Here is a 14,042-nt window from a genome sequence, read left to right on the forward strand (position 1 = left end):
CCACCCCGCACGGCCGTGATGCCGCCCACAACGGTCAAGAACTCTCAACTGTCAGTCCTCCCAGGTAGGTTCGGATGCATGACGACAGAAGCGACTACGAAGGACACCGGGCATGCCCGGTACACCTTCCGTGTACGCCTGTCGAAGACAGCCCGGCGCGCACTCGAAGCCGAGTGGGATCGCTGCCGCTGGATCTGGAACGAATGCGTGGCCAAGTCCCGGCAGGCCCACGCGCAGAGCAGAGCGGGCGGCGAGAAGTTGACGTGTGGTCCGGCGCAGCTGGACAGGATGCTGACCGACGCCCGCGGGGTGACACCGTGGCTGGCTGAGGGCGCGAGCGTGCCGCAGCAGCAGGTGATCCGGGACTTCGCCAAGTCGCGGGCGAAGGCGCTGAAGGACATCAAGGACGGGCTTGCGCAGCACCGCCGGGCGGGGATGCCCCGCTTCAAGCGCAAGCGGGACAGCCGACCGTCGCTGAACTACACCCGGCGCGGTTTCCGCCTCAAGGAGGGCCGCCTGCACCTTGCGGGCCAGATCGTGCTGAGCGTGGTGTGGTCGCGGGCTCTTCCGGCCGAGCCGTCGAGTGTGCGCGTGTACCAGGACACGCTCGGACATTGGTACGCCTCCTTCGTCGCCCCGGCCCAGGTCGAGCCGCTTGTGGAGACCGGCCACGTCCTGGGCGTGGACTGGGGTGTGAAGGAGACCGCGACCACCACCGACGACGCCTACGACCTTCCGCATGCCGAACACGGCAAGCGATCCGCTCAGCGGCTCGCGAAGTACCAGCGGATGATGGCCCGGCGCCGGCGACCGAAAGGACAGCCCGCATCCACCGGCTACCGGAAGGCGCAGGCACAGGCAGCGAAGCTGCACAAGAAGATCGCGCGGCAGCGGGAGGACACCGGCCGCAAGTGGGCCAAGTCCGTCATGCGCGATCATGACGGAGTGGCGGTGGAGGACTTCAGGCCGAAGTTCCTCGCGAAGACCACCATGGCCCGCAAGGCGGCCGACGCGGCCATCGCGGCGACGAAGCGTGCCCTGATCGAGATGGGCCGCAAGCACGCACGGGACGTCCGTCTCGTGCACCCGGCGCACACCACGATGGACTGCGCAACGTGCGGAGCGAGAACCAAGCACGCACTCCCTCTCTCGATGAGAACCTATGCCTGCACCGTGTGCGGAGCCGTCTCGCCCAGGGACAAGAACTCCGCCCGCGTGATGCTGGTCCGGGCAGGTTGGAACCCGGACGGTGCCGAGGGCGTAAGACCTCCTGGTCCGCCGGACCAAGAGGCGGCCTGAGCCGTGAATCCCCACGCAGCCCTGGAGGGTGGAGAATCCCCTCCCTTCAGGACTCCGTTGGGAAATCCGTAAACCGGGTGTGGGTGGGCCTTTATGCGGCCAGGTCAAGTCGGGCCAGATGCGAGGTCCTGGTCTGGCCGAGTGGGGTTTCGGTGAGCCAGGCGTCGAGTCGGATGATGTTGATGGCGGTGACGGCGAAGACGTGGCCGAGGTGGGTCTTGGGCAGGTCGGTGAAGCGGGTCCGGCGGATGCGGGTGCGCCGGACCGCCTGGGAGATCGTGCCCTCCACGCCGGCGCGGATGTTGTAACGCTGCTGCCACTCGTCGGTCAGCTGCTCACGGCGCCGCGCTTCCAGCGCCTCCTGCTGGTCCCGGGGAAGCAGGGTCAGACTGCGGCCCCATTTACCGTTCGCCGCCTTGGTGCACTTCTGGCGCACGGGACAACTGCCGCAGTCTTGGGCGGTGAAGTGCACCCTCGCGACGGGAGTTCCGCTGCTCTTTCGCTGGTCGGACCAGCTGGCGCTGATCTTGCCCTCGGGGCAGGTGACTGTGCGGGCCTGCCAGTCGACGGTGAAGGCGCTCTGCGTGAAGTGCTCGCCTTCGTGGTTCTCGTGGCAGGTGTCCAGTCCGACCGGCCCCACCAACTCGATCCCGTACTCGTTCCGGGCGGTGACGATGTGCGCGGCGGTGACATAGCCGGCGTCAACGTCGTGCTCGGCAGGCAGTAACTCCCGTGCGGCCAGGCCCTGATGGACGGACTCGGTGACTTCGGTGTCGGCGACGGTCGCGTCCGTGGTGATCACCTGGGTGATCAGGTGCGGGACGTCCGACTCGCAGGTCTCAGACAGGTGGGTCTTGTAACCGCACCAGCCTGAACCCCGCTTCACGCCGTAACGGGCGTCGGGGTCATAGGGCGAGGAGAGCCGGCATCTGCCCGGCGGGAGGTCCTTGCCCTCCCGCCAGTGCACCCCCTCGCCATCGCGGTGGTACTGCTCCACCCAGGCCCGGCGCAGGACCTGGACAGCAGGGATCTCCCGCAGCCAGCCCGGCGAGCCGGGAGCGAAAGCGGCCTCAAGAATCGTGAAGCCGTCACGGCCTACCTGCTCGGCCCACTCCTGGCGCACGTTCTCCCCTTTGGGGAAGCGGTAGGAGTCGATCCGGACACCGTATCGTCTGACCCAGTCCGCAGTGACCAGCGCGGACAGCCACTGCGAGGCCGCCGCTGACAGGGCCTCCAGGGCAGCCCGCAGGGTCTCGCCCACGAACTCCATCCGGTTCAACGTCCGCACCGCCGCGAGCACGTGGGTGGAGTCGGTCCGCTGACGGCCCCCTGCGCGCAGCAGCCCGATCCCGGAGATTCGCTCAAGGACCAGGTCCAGGACCTTCTCCTCCAGGCCGTGCTCGATCAACCGGGCACGGAAGTCGCAAAGGACGGAGAAGTCAAACCCCGGGTCGTCCAGCTCAAGACCGAGGAGGAACTTCCAGTCCATCCGGGCCCGGACCTGGTCAGCGGCCTGCCGGTCGGTGAGGCCTTCGGCATACTGCAGCACCGACACCAGCGCCAATGCCCCGGGCGAGACCGCCGGCCGCCCCCGTCCGGGGAACGCCTCGGCAAAGGACTCGTCCTCGAACAGCGGACCGAGCGCCTCACGGACACGGACCGCAAGCGTCCCCTTCGGGAACGAAGCCCGCACCACCCGCGCAGTTAGCTCCGGCACTCCGCGATCAGCCCGCGGTTCCAGCGACATCCAGCCCCACCCTCGATCAGCGAACAGGCCGATCATGGCAGCCCGGCACACTCACCATCACCGGTTTACGGATTTCCCAACGGAGTCCTTCAGGGAGGGGAGCCTTCAATCGCAGTGGGTATCCCCGTGCCGATCAGCCGGACGCTGCCGACAGGATCACGTCCACCAGCCTGTCGGCCGCGCCCGGCTTCCCATGTGCCCGGGACCGCTCCGCTATCGCCGTGCGGCAGGCGGGGTCCCTCAGCAGCCGGCCCACCGCGTCGCACAGAGTGCCCGCCGTGACCTCACCGAGCAGGGCCACGGCCGCCCCGGCCTTGTGCAGGTAGCGGGCGTTGTGCGCCTGCTCGTTGCCTGCCGACGTAGCCAACGGGATGAACACCGCCGCTTTGCCCAGCGCGGTCAGTTCCGCGAGCGTGCCCGCCCCGCTGCGCGAGATCACCACATCCGTCAGCGCCAGGACGTCCGGCAACTCCGGCCCGACAAAGCCCGTCAGGTAATACCGGCTCGCCAGATCCGCGGGAAGGGCCACTCCCTGCGACTGGTTGGTCAGACGAGCGCCGGTGTGGGAGCGGGCAGGTAGGGGGCGATGTTGCGCCAGGCGCGCTCGATGTATTCCTCCTTCTCACCGACCGGGGCGACATAGTGCAGCGCGCCTTCGGCGGCTTCGTTGCCCTCGAGGCGGGCGATGGTCCAGGCGGCGAGGTAGTGCGAGGCGAGGCAGCCGCCGGCGGTGGCGATGTTGTTCTTGGCGTAGAAGGGCTGGTTGAGGACCTCGACACCGGCGGCGACGACCCACGGCTTGGTGATGAGGTCGGTGCAGGCGGGGATGTCGTTGAGCAGGCCGAGCCTGGCCAGCACGAGTGCGCCGGAGCACTGAGCCGCGATGAGCTGGCGCGAGGGGTCCAGGCCCCGCAGGACGTTCATGATCGCCGGGTCTTCGGTGACCTCGCGGGTGGCGATGCCGCTGCCGACGATGACGGCGTCAGCGGCGCAGGCCTCCTCAAGAGTGGACATCTGCTCGATGACCACCCCGTTCATCGACGTCACCTTGGGGCTGGGGGTCGCGATGGTGACGCGCCAGTCATCGGTCTTGATGCGGTTGAGCACACCGAGCGCGATCAGGGAGTCGAGCTCGTTGTAGCCCTCGAAGGTGAGGATGGCGATGTGCACGACGGCTGTCCTTTCCGGATGAGCCGGAGGAGTGGGACTCGACGGTAAGGACCCGCGAGTAGGACAGTCAAAGAATTGTCATGGATACAATCCGGTGCATGGCAGTCTCGCGATACAAAAGGCTGGTCGACGCGCTCGCATCCGACATCCGGACCGGGCGTCTCGCCCCGGGGGTGCGGCTGCCGACCCACCGTGGGCTCGCTGCCCGTGAGAGCATCGCCGTGGTGACCGCGACCCGGGTGTACGCCGAGCTGGAAGCGATGGGTCTGGTGAGCCGGGAACAGGGCCGCGGCACGTTCGTGCGTGACATCACGGTCCCCGCCGGTCACGGCATCGATCAGCAAGCCGTGGCCACAGACGCGGTCGACCTCAACTTCAACTACCCGTCGCTGCCCGGCCAGGCCGATCTCCTGCGGCAGGCCCTGCGAGAGGTGGCCACCTCCGGTGATCTCGACTCGCTGCTGCGCTACCAACCACACCGAGGGCGTCCACAAAACAGAGCCTCCATCGCACGACACCTCAGACGCCGGGGAATCACCGCCGACGCGGATCAGATCCTCATCGCCAACGGTGCCCAGCACGGCCTGGCCATCACCATCATGGCCACGCTGAGCGCCGGCGACGTCGTCGCGGTCGACGCACTCACCTACCCGGGTTTCAAGGTGCTCGCGCACGCCTTCCATCTCGACCTGGAGCCCATCCCCACCACCGCCGACGGACCGGATCTCGATGCCCTGGAGAAACTGTGCGCGACCCGCCCTGTGCGCGCGATATACACCATGCCCACCCTGCACAACCCTCTGGGCTGGGTCATGCCGGCAACCGACCGCACCCGCCTGATCAAGATCGCTCGACAGCACGGTCCCCTCATCATCGAGGACGCCTCATACGCCTACCTGGTCGAGGACCCTCCACCGCCTCTGGCCGCAACTGCGCCGGACATCACCGTCTACGTCTCGGGACTGTCCAAGAGCATCGCCACCGGCCTGCGGGTCGGCTTCGTCCTCGCCCCGCCACCTGCGGTGCCCTCGCTCGAACGAGCCATCCGTGCGACCACCTGGAACACCCCCGCCCTCACCACCGCCATCGCCTGCCGCTGGCTCGACGACGGCACAGTGAACCACCTGGAAGCGCAGAAACGAGACGACGCCAAGACGCGCCAGGCACTCGTCAGGCAGGAGCTGGCGGGCCTCCCGCTCATCGGCCACCCCTCGTCCTACTTCACCTGGCTGCCACTGCCCGACGACGCACGCGCCGACCGCCTGACCGCCACCCTCGCGCGCCGACACATCTCGGTCACCACGGCGGAGCCGTTCACCATCTCGTCGCACACACCACAGGCGATCCGCCTCGCCCTGGGCTCGACCGATCTGGACAGTCTCCGGTCGACGCTGCGCACAGTGCGCCGAGTCGCCGTCGAGGACGCCTACGCCTGAACTCGGACTCCAGCCCTTCTGTCGGCAAACGATCCTTATGACGACAGGCGGGGCTGGCGTCCAATGAACCCGGACTTTCCGGGGCCTGTAGGCGGCACGGATCCAATCAGATCCGATGGCGGCTGATGACAGGGTTTGCTGACAGCTAGAGTCGGATGCGACCACCGACACGGGGAGCGGCATGGCCAACCTGGTCTACAAACGGGTCTCGACCGACCAGCAGTCGACCGACCGCCAGGACCTCGTCCTGGACGAGGCCGGGATCGAGGACCCGGTCGTCTTCGAGGAGCAGGCCGGCACCTCCAGCCGCCTCCACCCGCTCCAGCGCCCGAAGTTCGGCGAGACGCAAGGCCCGCCGCGAGTACGCGAGCCGCGTCAACACCCTCGCGCGTGACACCCCGTAGCGGTCCGCCCGGACTCCAAGATCATCCCGTGGCCCCTTTTGGGCTTACCTCGGCGATCCCCCATCTATGACCAGATCAGGCTATGGCCGGTAGGCGAAACCGAACCCATCGGATGATGCCGCCGCTAGGCCGAGCGACGCACCGGGGCACGGCGGGCGGCGGGACCGCATTCGCGCCCGTCAGCCGGTTCAGTCGTTCACGTGGCGCGCTCCTGGACACGACTACACGAGCACCTCGGGGCCCCGCCCGGCCCGCTTGACTTCGACATGATCCGCAAGGCCGCCGCCGACTGGCGAGGCGATGCTTGCTCCGAGCATCACACGTGCCCGTGCGGCCTCGGTCAGCCCTTTTTGATCTCCCAGAACCGGAACACCGTGGAGGCGTCGAGGCAGTACTCGAGCCCGTAGACGTCGTCCCGTGTGACGGCGTACTGCTTGGCCTGCCAGACCGGGATGACCGGGAGGTCCGCGGCAACGATGTCCTGGAGCCTGTCGTACGCCTTGTCGGTCGACGAACGGTCGCTCTCGGCGGCCGTCTTCGGGATCAGCTCGCCCGTGATCGTGCTGTTGTCGTAGTGGTTGTCCAGCACGTTGCCCTTGCCGAAGAACGGTGCGGTGAAGTTGTCGGGGTCGGGGTAGTCCGGGACCCAGCCCTTCACGTAGACGCCGTACTTGCCCGCCGCGATGTCCTTCTCGTACTCGTCGAAGGCGACGGACTTGACGGTGGCGTCGAACAGCCCGCTGGCATTGAGCTGCTCGGCGATCGTCTTTAGTTCCTCGTCGGTGGCGGGCCCGTAGCGCGAGGGCGTGGACCACAGCGTCAGTTTCACCTTGCCGGTGATGCCCGCGGCGCTCAGCGCGGCGGCCGCCTTGGTCTTCGAGGGGCGGGCGCCGTAGGTGTCGAAGAAGGACGTGTGGTGGCCGGTGATACCGGCCGGGATGATCGAGTAGAGCGGGGTCGCCGTGTCGTCGTACACCTTGTTGACGAGGGCACCGCGGTCGAGCAGGTAGGCGATGGCCTTGCGGACGCCGAGCTTGCCGGCCACCGGGTCGTCCATGTTGAAGACGAGGTGCTGCACTTCGGCGCTGGAGCCTTCGACAACCTCGATGCCGTTGCCGGCGGATGTGTCGTTGGCGGTATCGGCGATGTCGGCGGCGGCGAGACCGCGGTAGGCCAGGTCGATCTGCCGGCCCAGGAGGGCGCTCTTCAGGGCCGACTGGTCGCCGTGGAAGAACCGGAGGGTCACGCCGGAGTTGCGAACCTTGGAGGTGCCCTTATAGGCGGAGTTGACCGAGAAGACGGCCTTGTCCTTGCCGAAGGAGTCCAGCTTGTAGGGGCCGGAGCCGACCGCCTTGCCGTCCTTGCGCAGCGCGTCGGCGGGGTATGCGCTGTGGTCCACGATTGAGCCGGCGCCGGAGGCTATCTTGCTGGGGAAAGTGGCGTCGGCGTACTTCAGTTTGAAGACAACGGTCTTGGGGTCCGGTGTCTCCACCGAGCCGAGCATGGGAAACATGATCGCGGGACCGGCGGAGTCGTTGATCTTCAGCATCCGGTCGAAGGAGAACTTGACGTCCTTCGAGGTGAGCGGGTGACCGTTGCTGAACGTCAGTCCGTCCTTGAGGGTGCATGAGTAGACCCTGGTCGCCGTGCCCGTGAACGAGCACTCTTTGGCGGCCTCCGGCTCGGGTTCCGTGCCGCCCTTGGGAAAGCTCAGCAGGGACTGGAAGACGTTGTTGAACAGCAGCCAGGATCCCGGGTCGTAGCCGGAGGCGGGGTCGGTGGCCAGGACGTCGTCGGACATCCCCATCACGATGGAGGAGCCGGTGCCCCCGGAGTCGTTCGTGGAAAAACCGCATCCGGTGAGCAGGCCGGCGGCCAGCCCCGTCGCGACGGAAAGGACCGGCCACTGGGTGCGCATGTTCACGTGCATGTGCCTTGTCTTCGGTTGTCGTTGGGTCCCGACTCCGCGCGTTCCGGGGCCGTGCGGGAGCCTCCGGAGCGTATCGCGAACACGGTGAAGGCCCCCAGGCGGGATGACCGGTTACCTTGGAGCGGCCGGTCAGTTGCCCAAGCCGCGGCTGAGCTCATACAGCGCCCTGCAGTTGACCGCCACCATCGCCGCCGCCCCCTCCGGCACCATTCTGACCCCGGTCGTGACGGATCCCTTCGGCTTCACCGACCGACCCGACTACGCCCGCCCATACACGGCCCGTCCCGCACCAGATTCCACACGCCCACGATCGGCAATCTCGTAGGCTGCTCGACATGACCGCCGAGCTGACCAGCCTCGCCGACGCCTACCGTCTCGAGCGGGTACGCGAGACCCGTGCCGATGCCCGAGACTTCATGGCGCAGGTCGCCGGATACGAGGAAAGGGTGCGGATGCACCCTGGCCGACGGCACTGGTCACCCCTCGACCAGAACGACCCGGGCGAAGAGGGGCCCTCCGAGGTCGTCGACGGCGACCTCGATCTGTGGCGGCGCGTCAAGAGCGCTCCGAACCGCGGAATGTGGCGCATGCAGGATTTCAGCCCCGGCCAGCACGAAGCCCGCGCCGGCGAGGCCCTGCCATGGCAGCATCTCGCCCACCACTACGCCCCGCTCACAGACGCCGCCGGGGGAGAGAACTGATCGTGAACGGGATCGTCGAACCTCTCGGCCCGGACGTGGACCGCATAGCCCGCGCCCGCAAGGCGCTCGAGGACGCGTGCGCCTCCGTGGTGGCCATGGCCAAGGACGTTGAGGACTTCGAGCTGATGGGCACCGACGAGCTGCCGGCGGCCATCGCCGCGCTCCAGGCCTCCGAGTACGTCGACACGGACGAGGCTGGCGCCCGCTGGGTCTCCAGCGCCTTCACCGCCTGGCGTACCTGCCCTTGCAGAAGGGCCGGCGGGTCACCGTCAGCCGCCTTGAGTGGTGAGATGGAGCGGTCCTCGTCCTCCCGTAGAAGGGTGAGGCTCGTCGTGGCTGGGCTCAGCCCAGTGCGTCGATGGCCTTCACGATCAGGGTGCGTGCTTGTGCCCCGTACACGGCCATGCTCCGTAGTTGCTCGAAGGCCTTCACGTACAGGGCGATCTCGGACGGCTGGGTGACGTTCACTTCGGCGGCGAGTAACTCGACCGACACGAGGGTGTCGTCGTGCACGTCGAATGTCTCTTGTGGCCACAGGGCACGCTGGCGCGTCGTCGTCGGGATAATGCCGAAGGATACCCGGGGGAGCGCCCCAGCGGTGAGGAGGTAGCCCAGCTGCGCGGCCATCGCATCTGCGTCGCCGAGCTGGTAGGAGAGCACTGCCTCTTCGATGAGGAACACGAAGCGGTGGCCCGGCTCGTGGATGACCTGCGAGCGCTGGACGCGCGCTGCTGCCGCCTCGGCCCCGTCGTCGGGAATGTTGAGGAAGCGGGCGTTGAGGCTCAGCAGGGCCTGTGCGTAGCCCTCGGTCTGCAGGAGCCCAGGGACGAGGACCGGGGAGTACACGCGCAGCAGCTCTGTCGACCGGTACAGCTCGACGTAGCTGTCCTGCAGCTTTTTGAGGCCGGAGCGGACCCGCTGGCGCCACTCGCGGTACAGCGATTCCGCATGTTGGGAAGCGGCGATCAGGTCCGGCACCTGATCCGCGGCATCGGTGGCGCGGCACCACAGGCGGATGTCCGTGGGCGAGGGCGGCGTGCGGGCGTTCTCGATGCGGGAGGTCTTGGCGTGGTGCCAGCCGCACCGGGAGGCCAGCTCAGTGACCGTCAGGCCGGCGTTTCTCCTCAGGTCGCGTAGCTGCCGTGCCACGTTCTCGCGGGCGGACTGGGCCGAGGAAGACGGGGAGATGGGCATGAGCTGGCCGCGGCGCTTTCTGTCAGTGGATCTCGTACCGGTTGTGGGGGATGGCGCGCTCCCAGACGGCTTCGAACGCGTCCACGCACTGCTTGACGATGCCCGGCTCGCTGCGCAGCTCCATGTCCGGATCCGCCCAGCCGCCATCTCCGGTGAAGTGGTTGAAGAGGACGTGGGTCCCGTCGAAAATCCACAGGTCGGTGCCCGGCAGCATCAGGTCGGCTGCGTGTCGGCGGGGCAGCCAGCGGACCTGTTCCCCGGCCGCGGTGTTGACGACGGTTCCGGCGTGCTCGTACCGGATGTAGTCGGTGACCGGTTCGGACACGATGCGGGCCCGTCGCACGACGACGCCGCGGCCGGTCGCCTGGGAGATCATGTCGACCCACGGTGCCCAGTAATCCGAGGTCGGGTCTGTGTCCCTCTGCCCCGTGCGCAGCCAGGTGTGGAAGTCGTCGGCCTCATCGCCGACGGCGTACCGGTCGCGCATCTCGAGGTGCACCGCTGAACGCTGCGTGGCTTCGAAGAGCTCGTCAAAGCTGGGCACGTTCTGCGGCATCGCAGGCCTTCCTCAGGATCGGTACCAGGCGTGCGGGGATGCGGATCACCGTCTCGTGCTCGGGAACGCCTTTCGCGTGTCCGGGTGCCGTGTTCTCGACGCACGCGGCTCGCGTCTTCTCGTCGGCTGTGTAGCTCTGGATCACGATGTCCGCGTTCTCCTGGTCCACCCAGGCCGTGGGTGACCCGTTCTTGCCGGTGTCCGGGTCGATCCCGATGAACTGTAAGTCCACGGCTGCCTCCAGCGTCGTCGTTGTGCGCCGTTGTGCACCAACCTCGCGCCAGCGGGTGGACAGCGTCAAGAGTGCGAACCGGCCGCGCAGCCGCCTACAACTGCACGCGCACATCGATGCACATCGCTGGCTCTGCTGCACTTCGCGCTCCTAGCGTCGGGGATACGACAAGCCCCGGCGGCCGCCCGAACGGCCACGGGGCATGGCCGAACGCCGCGAAGGAGCGCCGACATGAGGCAGGTTGCAGCCCGGACGCCCACGGGGGTGATCCGGTGAGCAGCGCCATCCACGACATCCCGCCCGAGGCACTGAAGGTCCTCGCGCTCCCCTCACTCGACACCCTGGCCGACGCCAAGGTCCGCGGCGCGACGTGTGTCTGGTGCGGCGAAAGGCTCACCGCGGAGACGGCCGTCGACCTCGGCGAGCAGATGAGCCCGCACAGCGGCACCACCTCGCTCATGCGCTGGTTCCCGCGCGCCTGCCACGGCTGCATCGCCGACCGTGCGCACCGCGGCCTGTTCGCCCACGGCTCGACCTGCGAGCTGTGCCGGAATGAGAAGACCGCCGCCGACTGCAGCGCCGGCCGAGGCCTGTACCGGCTGATCAGGGAGTACCGCCAATGACCTGCGCGGCACTGCGACGAGCCGACCAGGCCCCACGAGCCGCGCACGTGGCTACGTCACCGCCGCGGCCACGGGAGCCGACGGCGCCTTCGTCGTGCACGACCACCTGTGCACGAAGGCGCCACCCCAGAGCCCCGTCCAGACAGGACCGCTGAAGCCCCCGCGCCGGCACCCTGGCACGGCGCTGAAGCGGGCGGCCGCGACGGCAAGCAACACAGCGGCGCCCCTTGTATCTCCGTCGATAAGACCCCAGATACGCGCTGCGACGCGTTGCTCTTCGCTTCCGGAGACCCGGGTTCGCATTCGGGCAAGAGGACTCCGCCCGGGGCCCCAGCCCTGGACAGGTCGAGCCCCAGGACGGACTTCACCATGCAGTTCTACTTTCACCCCGGCCAAGGAGGCACCTTGCAAGCGATGACCCTTCCGCCCCAACCATGGGGCATGCGTCGCATGACCCCGCTGCACAACGCCGAGCCCTCACCCTGGCGGTACGCGGGACTCGATCCGCAGACCCAGACCGGCTGCTGGATCGGCGGGGACGGCCGCATGAGTCCGGTCGAACTCGGCAAGCACGGCACCTCCGTCAACACCTACCCGCCCACCCAGGTCGGCAAGGACGGCAAGGTGGACGGCGACTCCGGCCACGACGCCACCCAGGACTACCCGTGCCTTCCTCCTCACCGACCAACGCGCCCGGTGGGTGGTCTGTGAAGCTTTCGACGTCCTCTGGGTCTGCTGGAACGATGCTGCCGCCAGCGCGAACATCCACCGCTACGCCTGGAGCCTGCTCCGCCCCCGCGTCATGATCCGCGCCCCCAGACACTCGGACGGTGGGCGCGCGGCAGCAGGGCAGCACCGGCATCGGTGAGCAGCACGCGTTTGGGGGTGCGTTCCAGCAGCGTCGTGCCGAGTTCTCGCTCGAGGTTCTTGATCGTGGTGGAGACCGCGGACTGGACGACGTACAGCCGTGCGGCCGCACGGGTGAAGTTCGCTTCCTCGGCGACGGCGACGAAGTACTCGAACTGGCGCAGTTCCACCCTCCGAGTATCCCTCAGAAAGCCCCCAAGGTATCTCTCAGAGAGATGGCGGCAGTCTCTGACTTTCGTTGGACAGCGGCCGTTAGGGTCAACGATTCTTTTCATCTGAGGAACTACCCGAAGCAGGAATGCTCGCTAGCGGGCCACATCGAAACTGGACGACAAGCGCAAGGTGATCGCCACGATCAACAGGCTGGTCACCGAGACGCTCGATATGCCCCGACGACATCTTCATCTCCCTGATTCGAACCGAATTTCAACGGGAGCTGCAATTGGCCGAAAGTGCGCCGCGCTGGTGAATTCCAAAAGCGACGTCCCGAGCTCCGGAAGCACGCCGAATCAAATCTAGGAACGAGGAGACGACTGCCATGACCACACCGAACGAGTCCACCGGCAGGCTGAACAACCAGGCACCGCACCTGGACTACTACCCAGAGTGGCTCGACAATCTTGCCGACGACGTCATCCTCCAGGGCAATTTCGCCAATGGTGAAGTGATCGGCAAGGAAAAGGTAGGGAAACTGCTGAGCTTCGCTCGAAGCAACTACGCTTTCCAGGACTTTCGCTTCTTCGGCAAGCGCGGCGAGCTCTTCCTGGAAGACTACCGCTCCACTATACGTGGCAGCGAGACCTACCGTCCGGGTGGAATCGAGATTTACAACTTCGTCGTCGTGTACTTCAACGAGGCGGGCGAGACCAGTCAGCTGGTCATGAACCACCGGCCACAGTCAGCCGCACTGCTGTTCTCGTCCTTGCTGGCGGAGCACTTCGGTGACGAGTTCGGCTCGGACCTCTTTTACAAGGGCGATGTCAGCGACCGACTGCTCGACCACGACCTGTCCCGCGGTCAGTGGCCCCCCTCGCAGTCCCACTGACTTGCGACGGCCGGGCTGTCCGGTCAAGGACGGGCTGTAACACCCGGGGTGTCACAGCCCGTCGGCGAAGCCGACCACTCGCCGTGCTGGCGGCGGTCCTCACCTGGAGCACGGTCGTGATCGTGCTGGGGCATGCAGCCGCGGCGGCGGTCCTGCTGCCCTGCTGCCCTCCCTGGGCCTGCTCGTGCAGCAGATCGTCCAGGCCCTCACGGCGTACGACGGCCCCACCCGCCCCGCCGACGCCGACCCCGCCGGGCCGGACGGTCAGGAGGCAGTCTGATGATGCCCTCACCGGGCCCGGCCCAGCCCCCATACGGGGCTGCATACTGCGCGTCCCCGGCATCGAAGACGGGGCACGCTTCTGGTCCGCGGTGAAACAGCACGCGGCCGACTTCTACCGACGCCAGACCCACCCGGAGACCACTCCGCCAACCGACACCCTCACCGTGGCAGGCACCTGCCCACCTCAGAAGGTCAGCTTCGACGCCAGCCTCGCCACCGTCCTGCGCACCCTCATCCAGCTCTCCACCGCACCCGACGCACATCCGCGAGGCCGCCGCCACCGCATCGACGCCCGGACCAACTACGTCGCCGACACTGTCACTCGCCATTACACCCGCCATCCCAGCGTCGAACTCCGCACGGTCTGCTGCGCGGCCTGGGTCGGGGGAGCCTCGAGCGCTGCGTGCTCGCCCGACGGGCTTGTACCGGCCGGTGAGCGCAGCAACTGCTATTTCCTCAGGGGGCAACTCCGCCCGATTGCGCACCGCCTGGCCGCGTGCTGGGCAGCCGCTCCGCGCCCGCCCGGACCGAGCGGTCCTCTGTGAGCGTGCCGGGC

Annotated in this window: 14 protein-coding genes and 2 pseudogenes; 8 read left to right on the forward strand and 8 right to left on the reverse strand. The window is 67.6% G+C overall.

The features are described 5' to 3' along the window. Positions 1-78: 78 nt before the first annotated feature. Positions 79-1,299, forward strand: a complete 1,221-nt coding sequence (locus ABZ904_RS42935) for a transposase (protein ID WP_361829550.1) — start codon at positions 79-81, stop codon at positions 1,297-1,299. Positions 1,300-1,390: 91 nt separating this feature from the next. Here the strand turns inward: ABZ904_RS42935 and ABZ904_RS42940 are convergent, their stop codons facing one another. The 3 genes and pseudogenes from ABZ904_RS42940 to ABZ904_RS42950 form a co-directional block, all read right to left on the reverse strand. Beyond that, on the reverse strand, positions 1,391-3,016 hold the full coding sequence (locus ABZ904_RS42940; RefSeq protein WP_361829552.1) for an IS1182 family transposase: 1,626 nt from the start codon (positions 3,014-3,016) through the stop codon (positions 1,391-1,393). A 163-nt stretch (positions 3,017-3,179) separates the two neighbouring features. Continuing rightward, positions 3,180-3,569: pseudogene (locus ABZ904_RS42945) on the reverse strand (glycosyltransferase); the annotation flags it as partial. 23 nt (positions 3,570-3,592) lie between these two features. Next, complete coding sequence (locus ABZ904_RS42950; RefSeq protein ID WP_361829554.1) at positions 3,593-4,216, reverse strand: DJ-1/PfpI family protein; 624 nt, start codon at positions 4,214-4,216, stop codon at positions 3,593-3,595. A 98-nt stretch (positions 4,217-4,314) separates the two neighbouring features. Here ABZ904_RS42950 and ABZ904_RS42955 point away from each other — a divergent pair, with 98 nt between their 5' ends. Together ABZ904_RS42955 and ABZ904_RS42960 are read left to right on the forward strand one after the other, a co-directional pair. Then, the gene (locus ABZ904_RS42955; RefSeq protein ID WP_361829556.1) at positions 4,315-5,652 is read left to right on the forward strand and encodes a PLP-dependent aminotransferase family protein; all 1,338 of its coding nucleotides are present in this window, start codon (positions 4,315-4,317) and stop codon (positions 5,650-5,652) included. A gap of 181 nt (positions 5,653-5,833) precedes the next feature. Then, entirely contained in the window at positions 5,834-6,046 is a 213-nt protein-coding gene (locus ABZ904_RS42960; protein ID WP_361829558.1) for a hypothetical protein, read from the forward strand. A 350-nt stretch (positions 6,047-6,396) separates the two neighbouring features. On the opposite strand, the gene ABZ904_RS42965 is transcribed toward ABZ904_RS42960, so the two are convergent. Next, complete coding sequence (locus ABZ904_RS42965; RefSeq protein ID WP_361829595.1) at positions 6,397-7,980, reverse strand: ABC transporter substrate-binding protein; 1,584 nt, start codon at positions 7,978-7,980, stop codon at positions 6,397-6,399. Positions 7,981-8,321: 341 nt separating this feature from the next. On the opposite strand from ABZ904_RS42965, the gene ABZ904_RS42970 reads away from it, so the two are divergent. Beyond that, positions 8,322-8,687: a hypothetical protein gene (locus tag ABZ904_RS42970; protein WP_361829559.1), complete on the forward strand. Its 366-nt coding sequence runs from the start codon at positions 8,322-8,324 to the stop codon at positions 8,685-8,687. A gap of 342 nt (positions 8,688-9,029) precedes the next feature. On the opposite strand, the gene ABZ904_RS42975 is transcribed toward ABZ904_RS42970, so the two are convergent. The 3 genes from ABZ904_RS42975 to ABZ904_RS42985 are packed head-to-tail and all read right to left on the reverse strand — an operon-like array spanning position 9,030 to position 10,669. Next, positions 9,030-9,881 carry a helix-turn-helix transcriptional regulator gene (locus ABZ904_RS42975; RefSeq protein WP_361829560.1) on the reverse strand — a complete coding sequence of 284 codons (852 nt, stop codon included), beginning with the start codon at positions 9,879-9,881 and terminating at the stop codon, positions 9,030-9,032. Positions 9,882-9,903: 22 nt separating this feature from the next. Beyond that, positions 9,904-10,437, reverse strand: a complete 534-nt coding sequence (locus ABZ904_RS42980; protein WP_361829561.1) for a DUF6879 family protein — start codon at positions 10,435-10,437, stop codon at positions 9,904-9,906. Next, on the reverse strand, positions 10,412-10,669 hold the full coding sequence (locus ABZ904_RS42985; RefSeq protein WP_361829597.1) for a hypothetical protein: 258 nt from the start codon (positions 10,667-10,669) through the stop codon (positions 10,412-10,414). Before ABZ904_RS42985 ends, ABZ904_RS42980 begins: the two co-directional genes overlap by 26 nt. A 272-nt stretch (positions 10,670-10,941) precedes the next feature. On the opposite strand from ABZ904_RS42985, the gene ABZ904_RS42990 reads away from it, so the two are divergent. Together ABZ904_RS42990 and tgmA are read left to right on the forward strand one after the other, a co-directional pair. Beyond that, positions 10,942-11,292: a hypothetical protein gene (locus ABZ904_RS42990; RefSeq protein WP_361829562.1), complete on the forward strand. Its 351-nt coding sequence runs from the start codon at positions 10,942-10,944 to the stop codon at positions 11,290-11,292. 414 nt (positions 11,293-11,706) lie between these two features. Next, positions 11,707-12,003 (forward strand): putative ATP-grasp-modified RiPP, encoded by a 297-nt coding sequence (gene tgmA, locus ABZ904_RS42995; protein ID WP_361829563.1) that lies wholly within the window; start codon positions 11,707-11,709, stop codon positions 12,001-12,003. Positions 12,004-12,125: 122 nt separating this feature from the next. On the opposite strand, the pseudogene ABZ904_RS43000 reads toward tgmA, so the two are convergent. Beyond that, positions 12,126-12,329: pseudogene (locus ABZ904_RS43000) on the reverse strand (LysR family transcriptional regulator); the annotation flags it as partial. A 368-nt stretch (positions 12,330-12,697) separates the two neighbouring features. Between ABZ904_RS43000 and ABZ904_RS43005 the strand changes: the two are divergent. Together ABZ904_RS43005 and ABZ904_RS43010 are read left to right on the forward strand one after the other, a co-directional pair. Next, positions 12,698-13,204 (forward strand): hypothetical protein, encoded by a 507-nt coding sequence (locus ABZ904_RS43005; RefSeq protein WP_361829565.1) that lies wholly within the window; start codon positions 12,698-12,700, stop codon positions 13,202-13,204. Between the two features lie 371 nt (positions 13,205-13,575). After that, positions 13,576-14,031, forward strand: a complete 456-nt coding sequence (locus ABZ904_RS43010) for a hypothetical protein (protein ID WP_361829567.1) — start codon at positions 13,576-13,578, stop codon at positions 14,029-14,031. The last annotated feature ends 11 nt before the right edge of the window (positions 14,032-14,042 follow it).

Origin of the sequence: Streptomyces sp. NPDC046900, from assembly GCF_040644975.1 — a bacterium.
Taxonomy (GTDB): Bacteria; Actinomycetota; Actinomycetes; order Streptomycetales; family Streptomycetaceae; genus Streptomyces.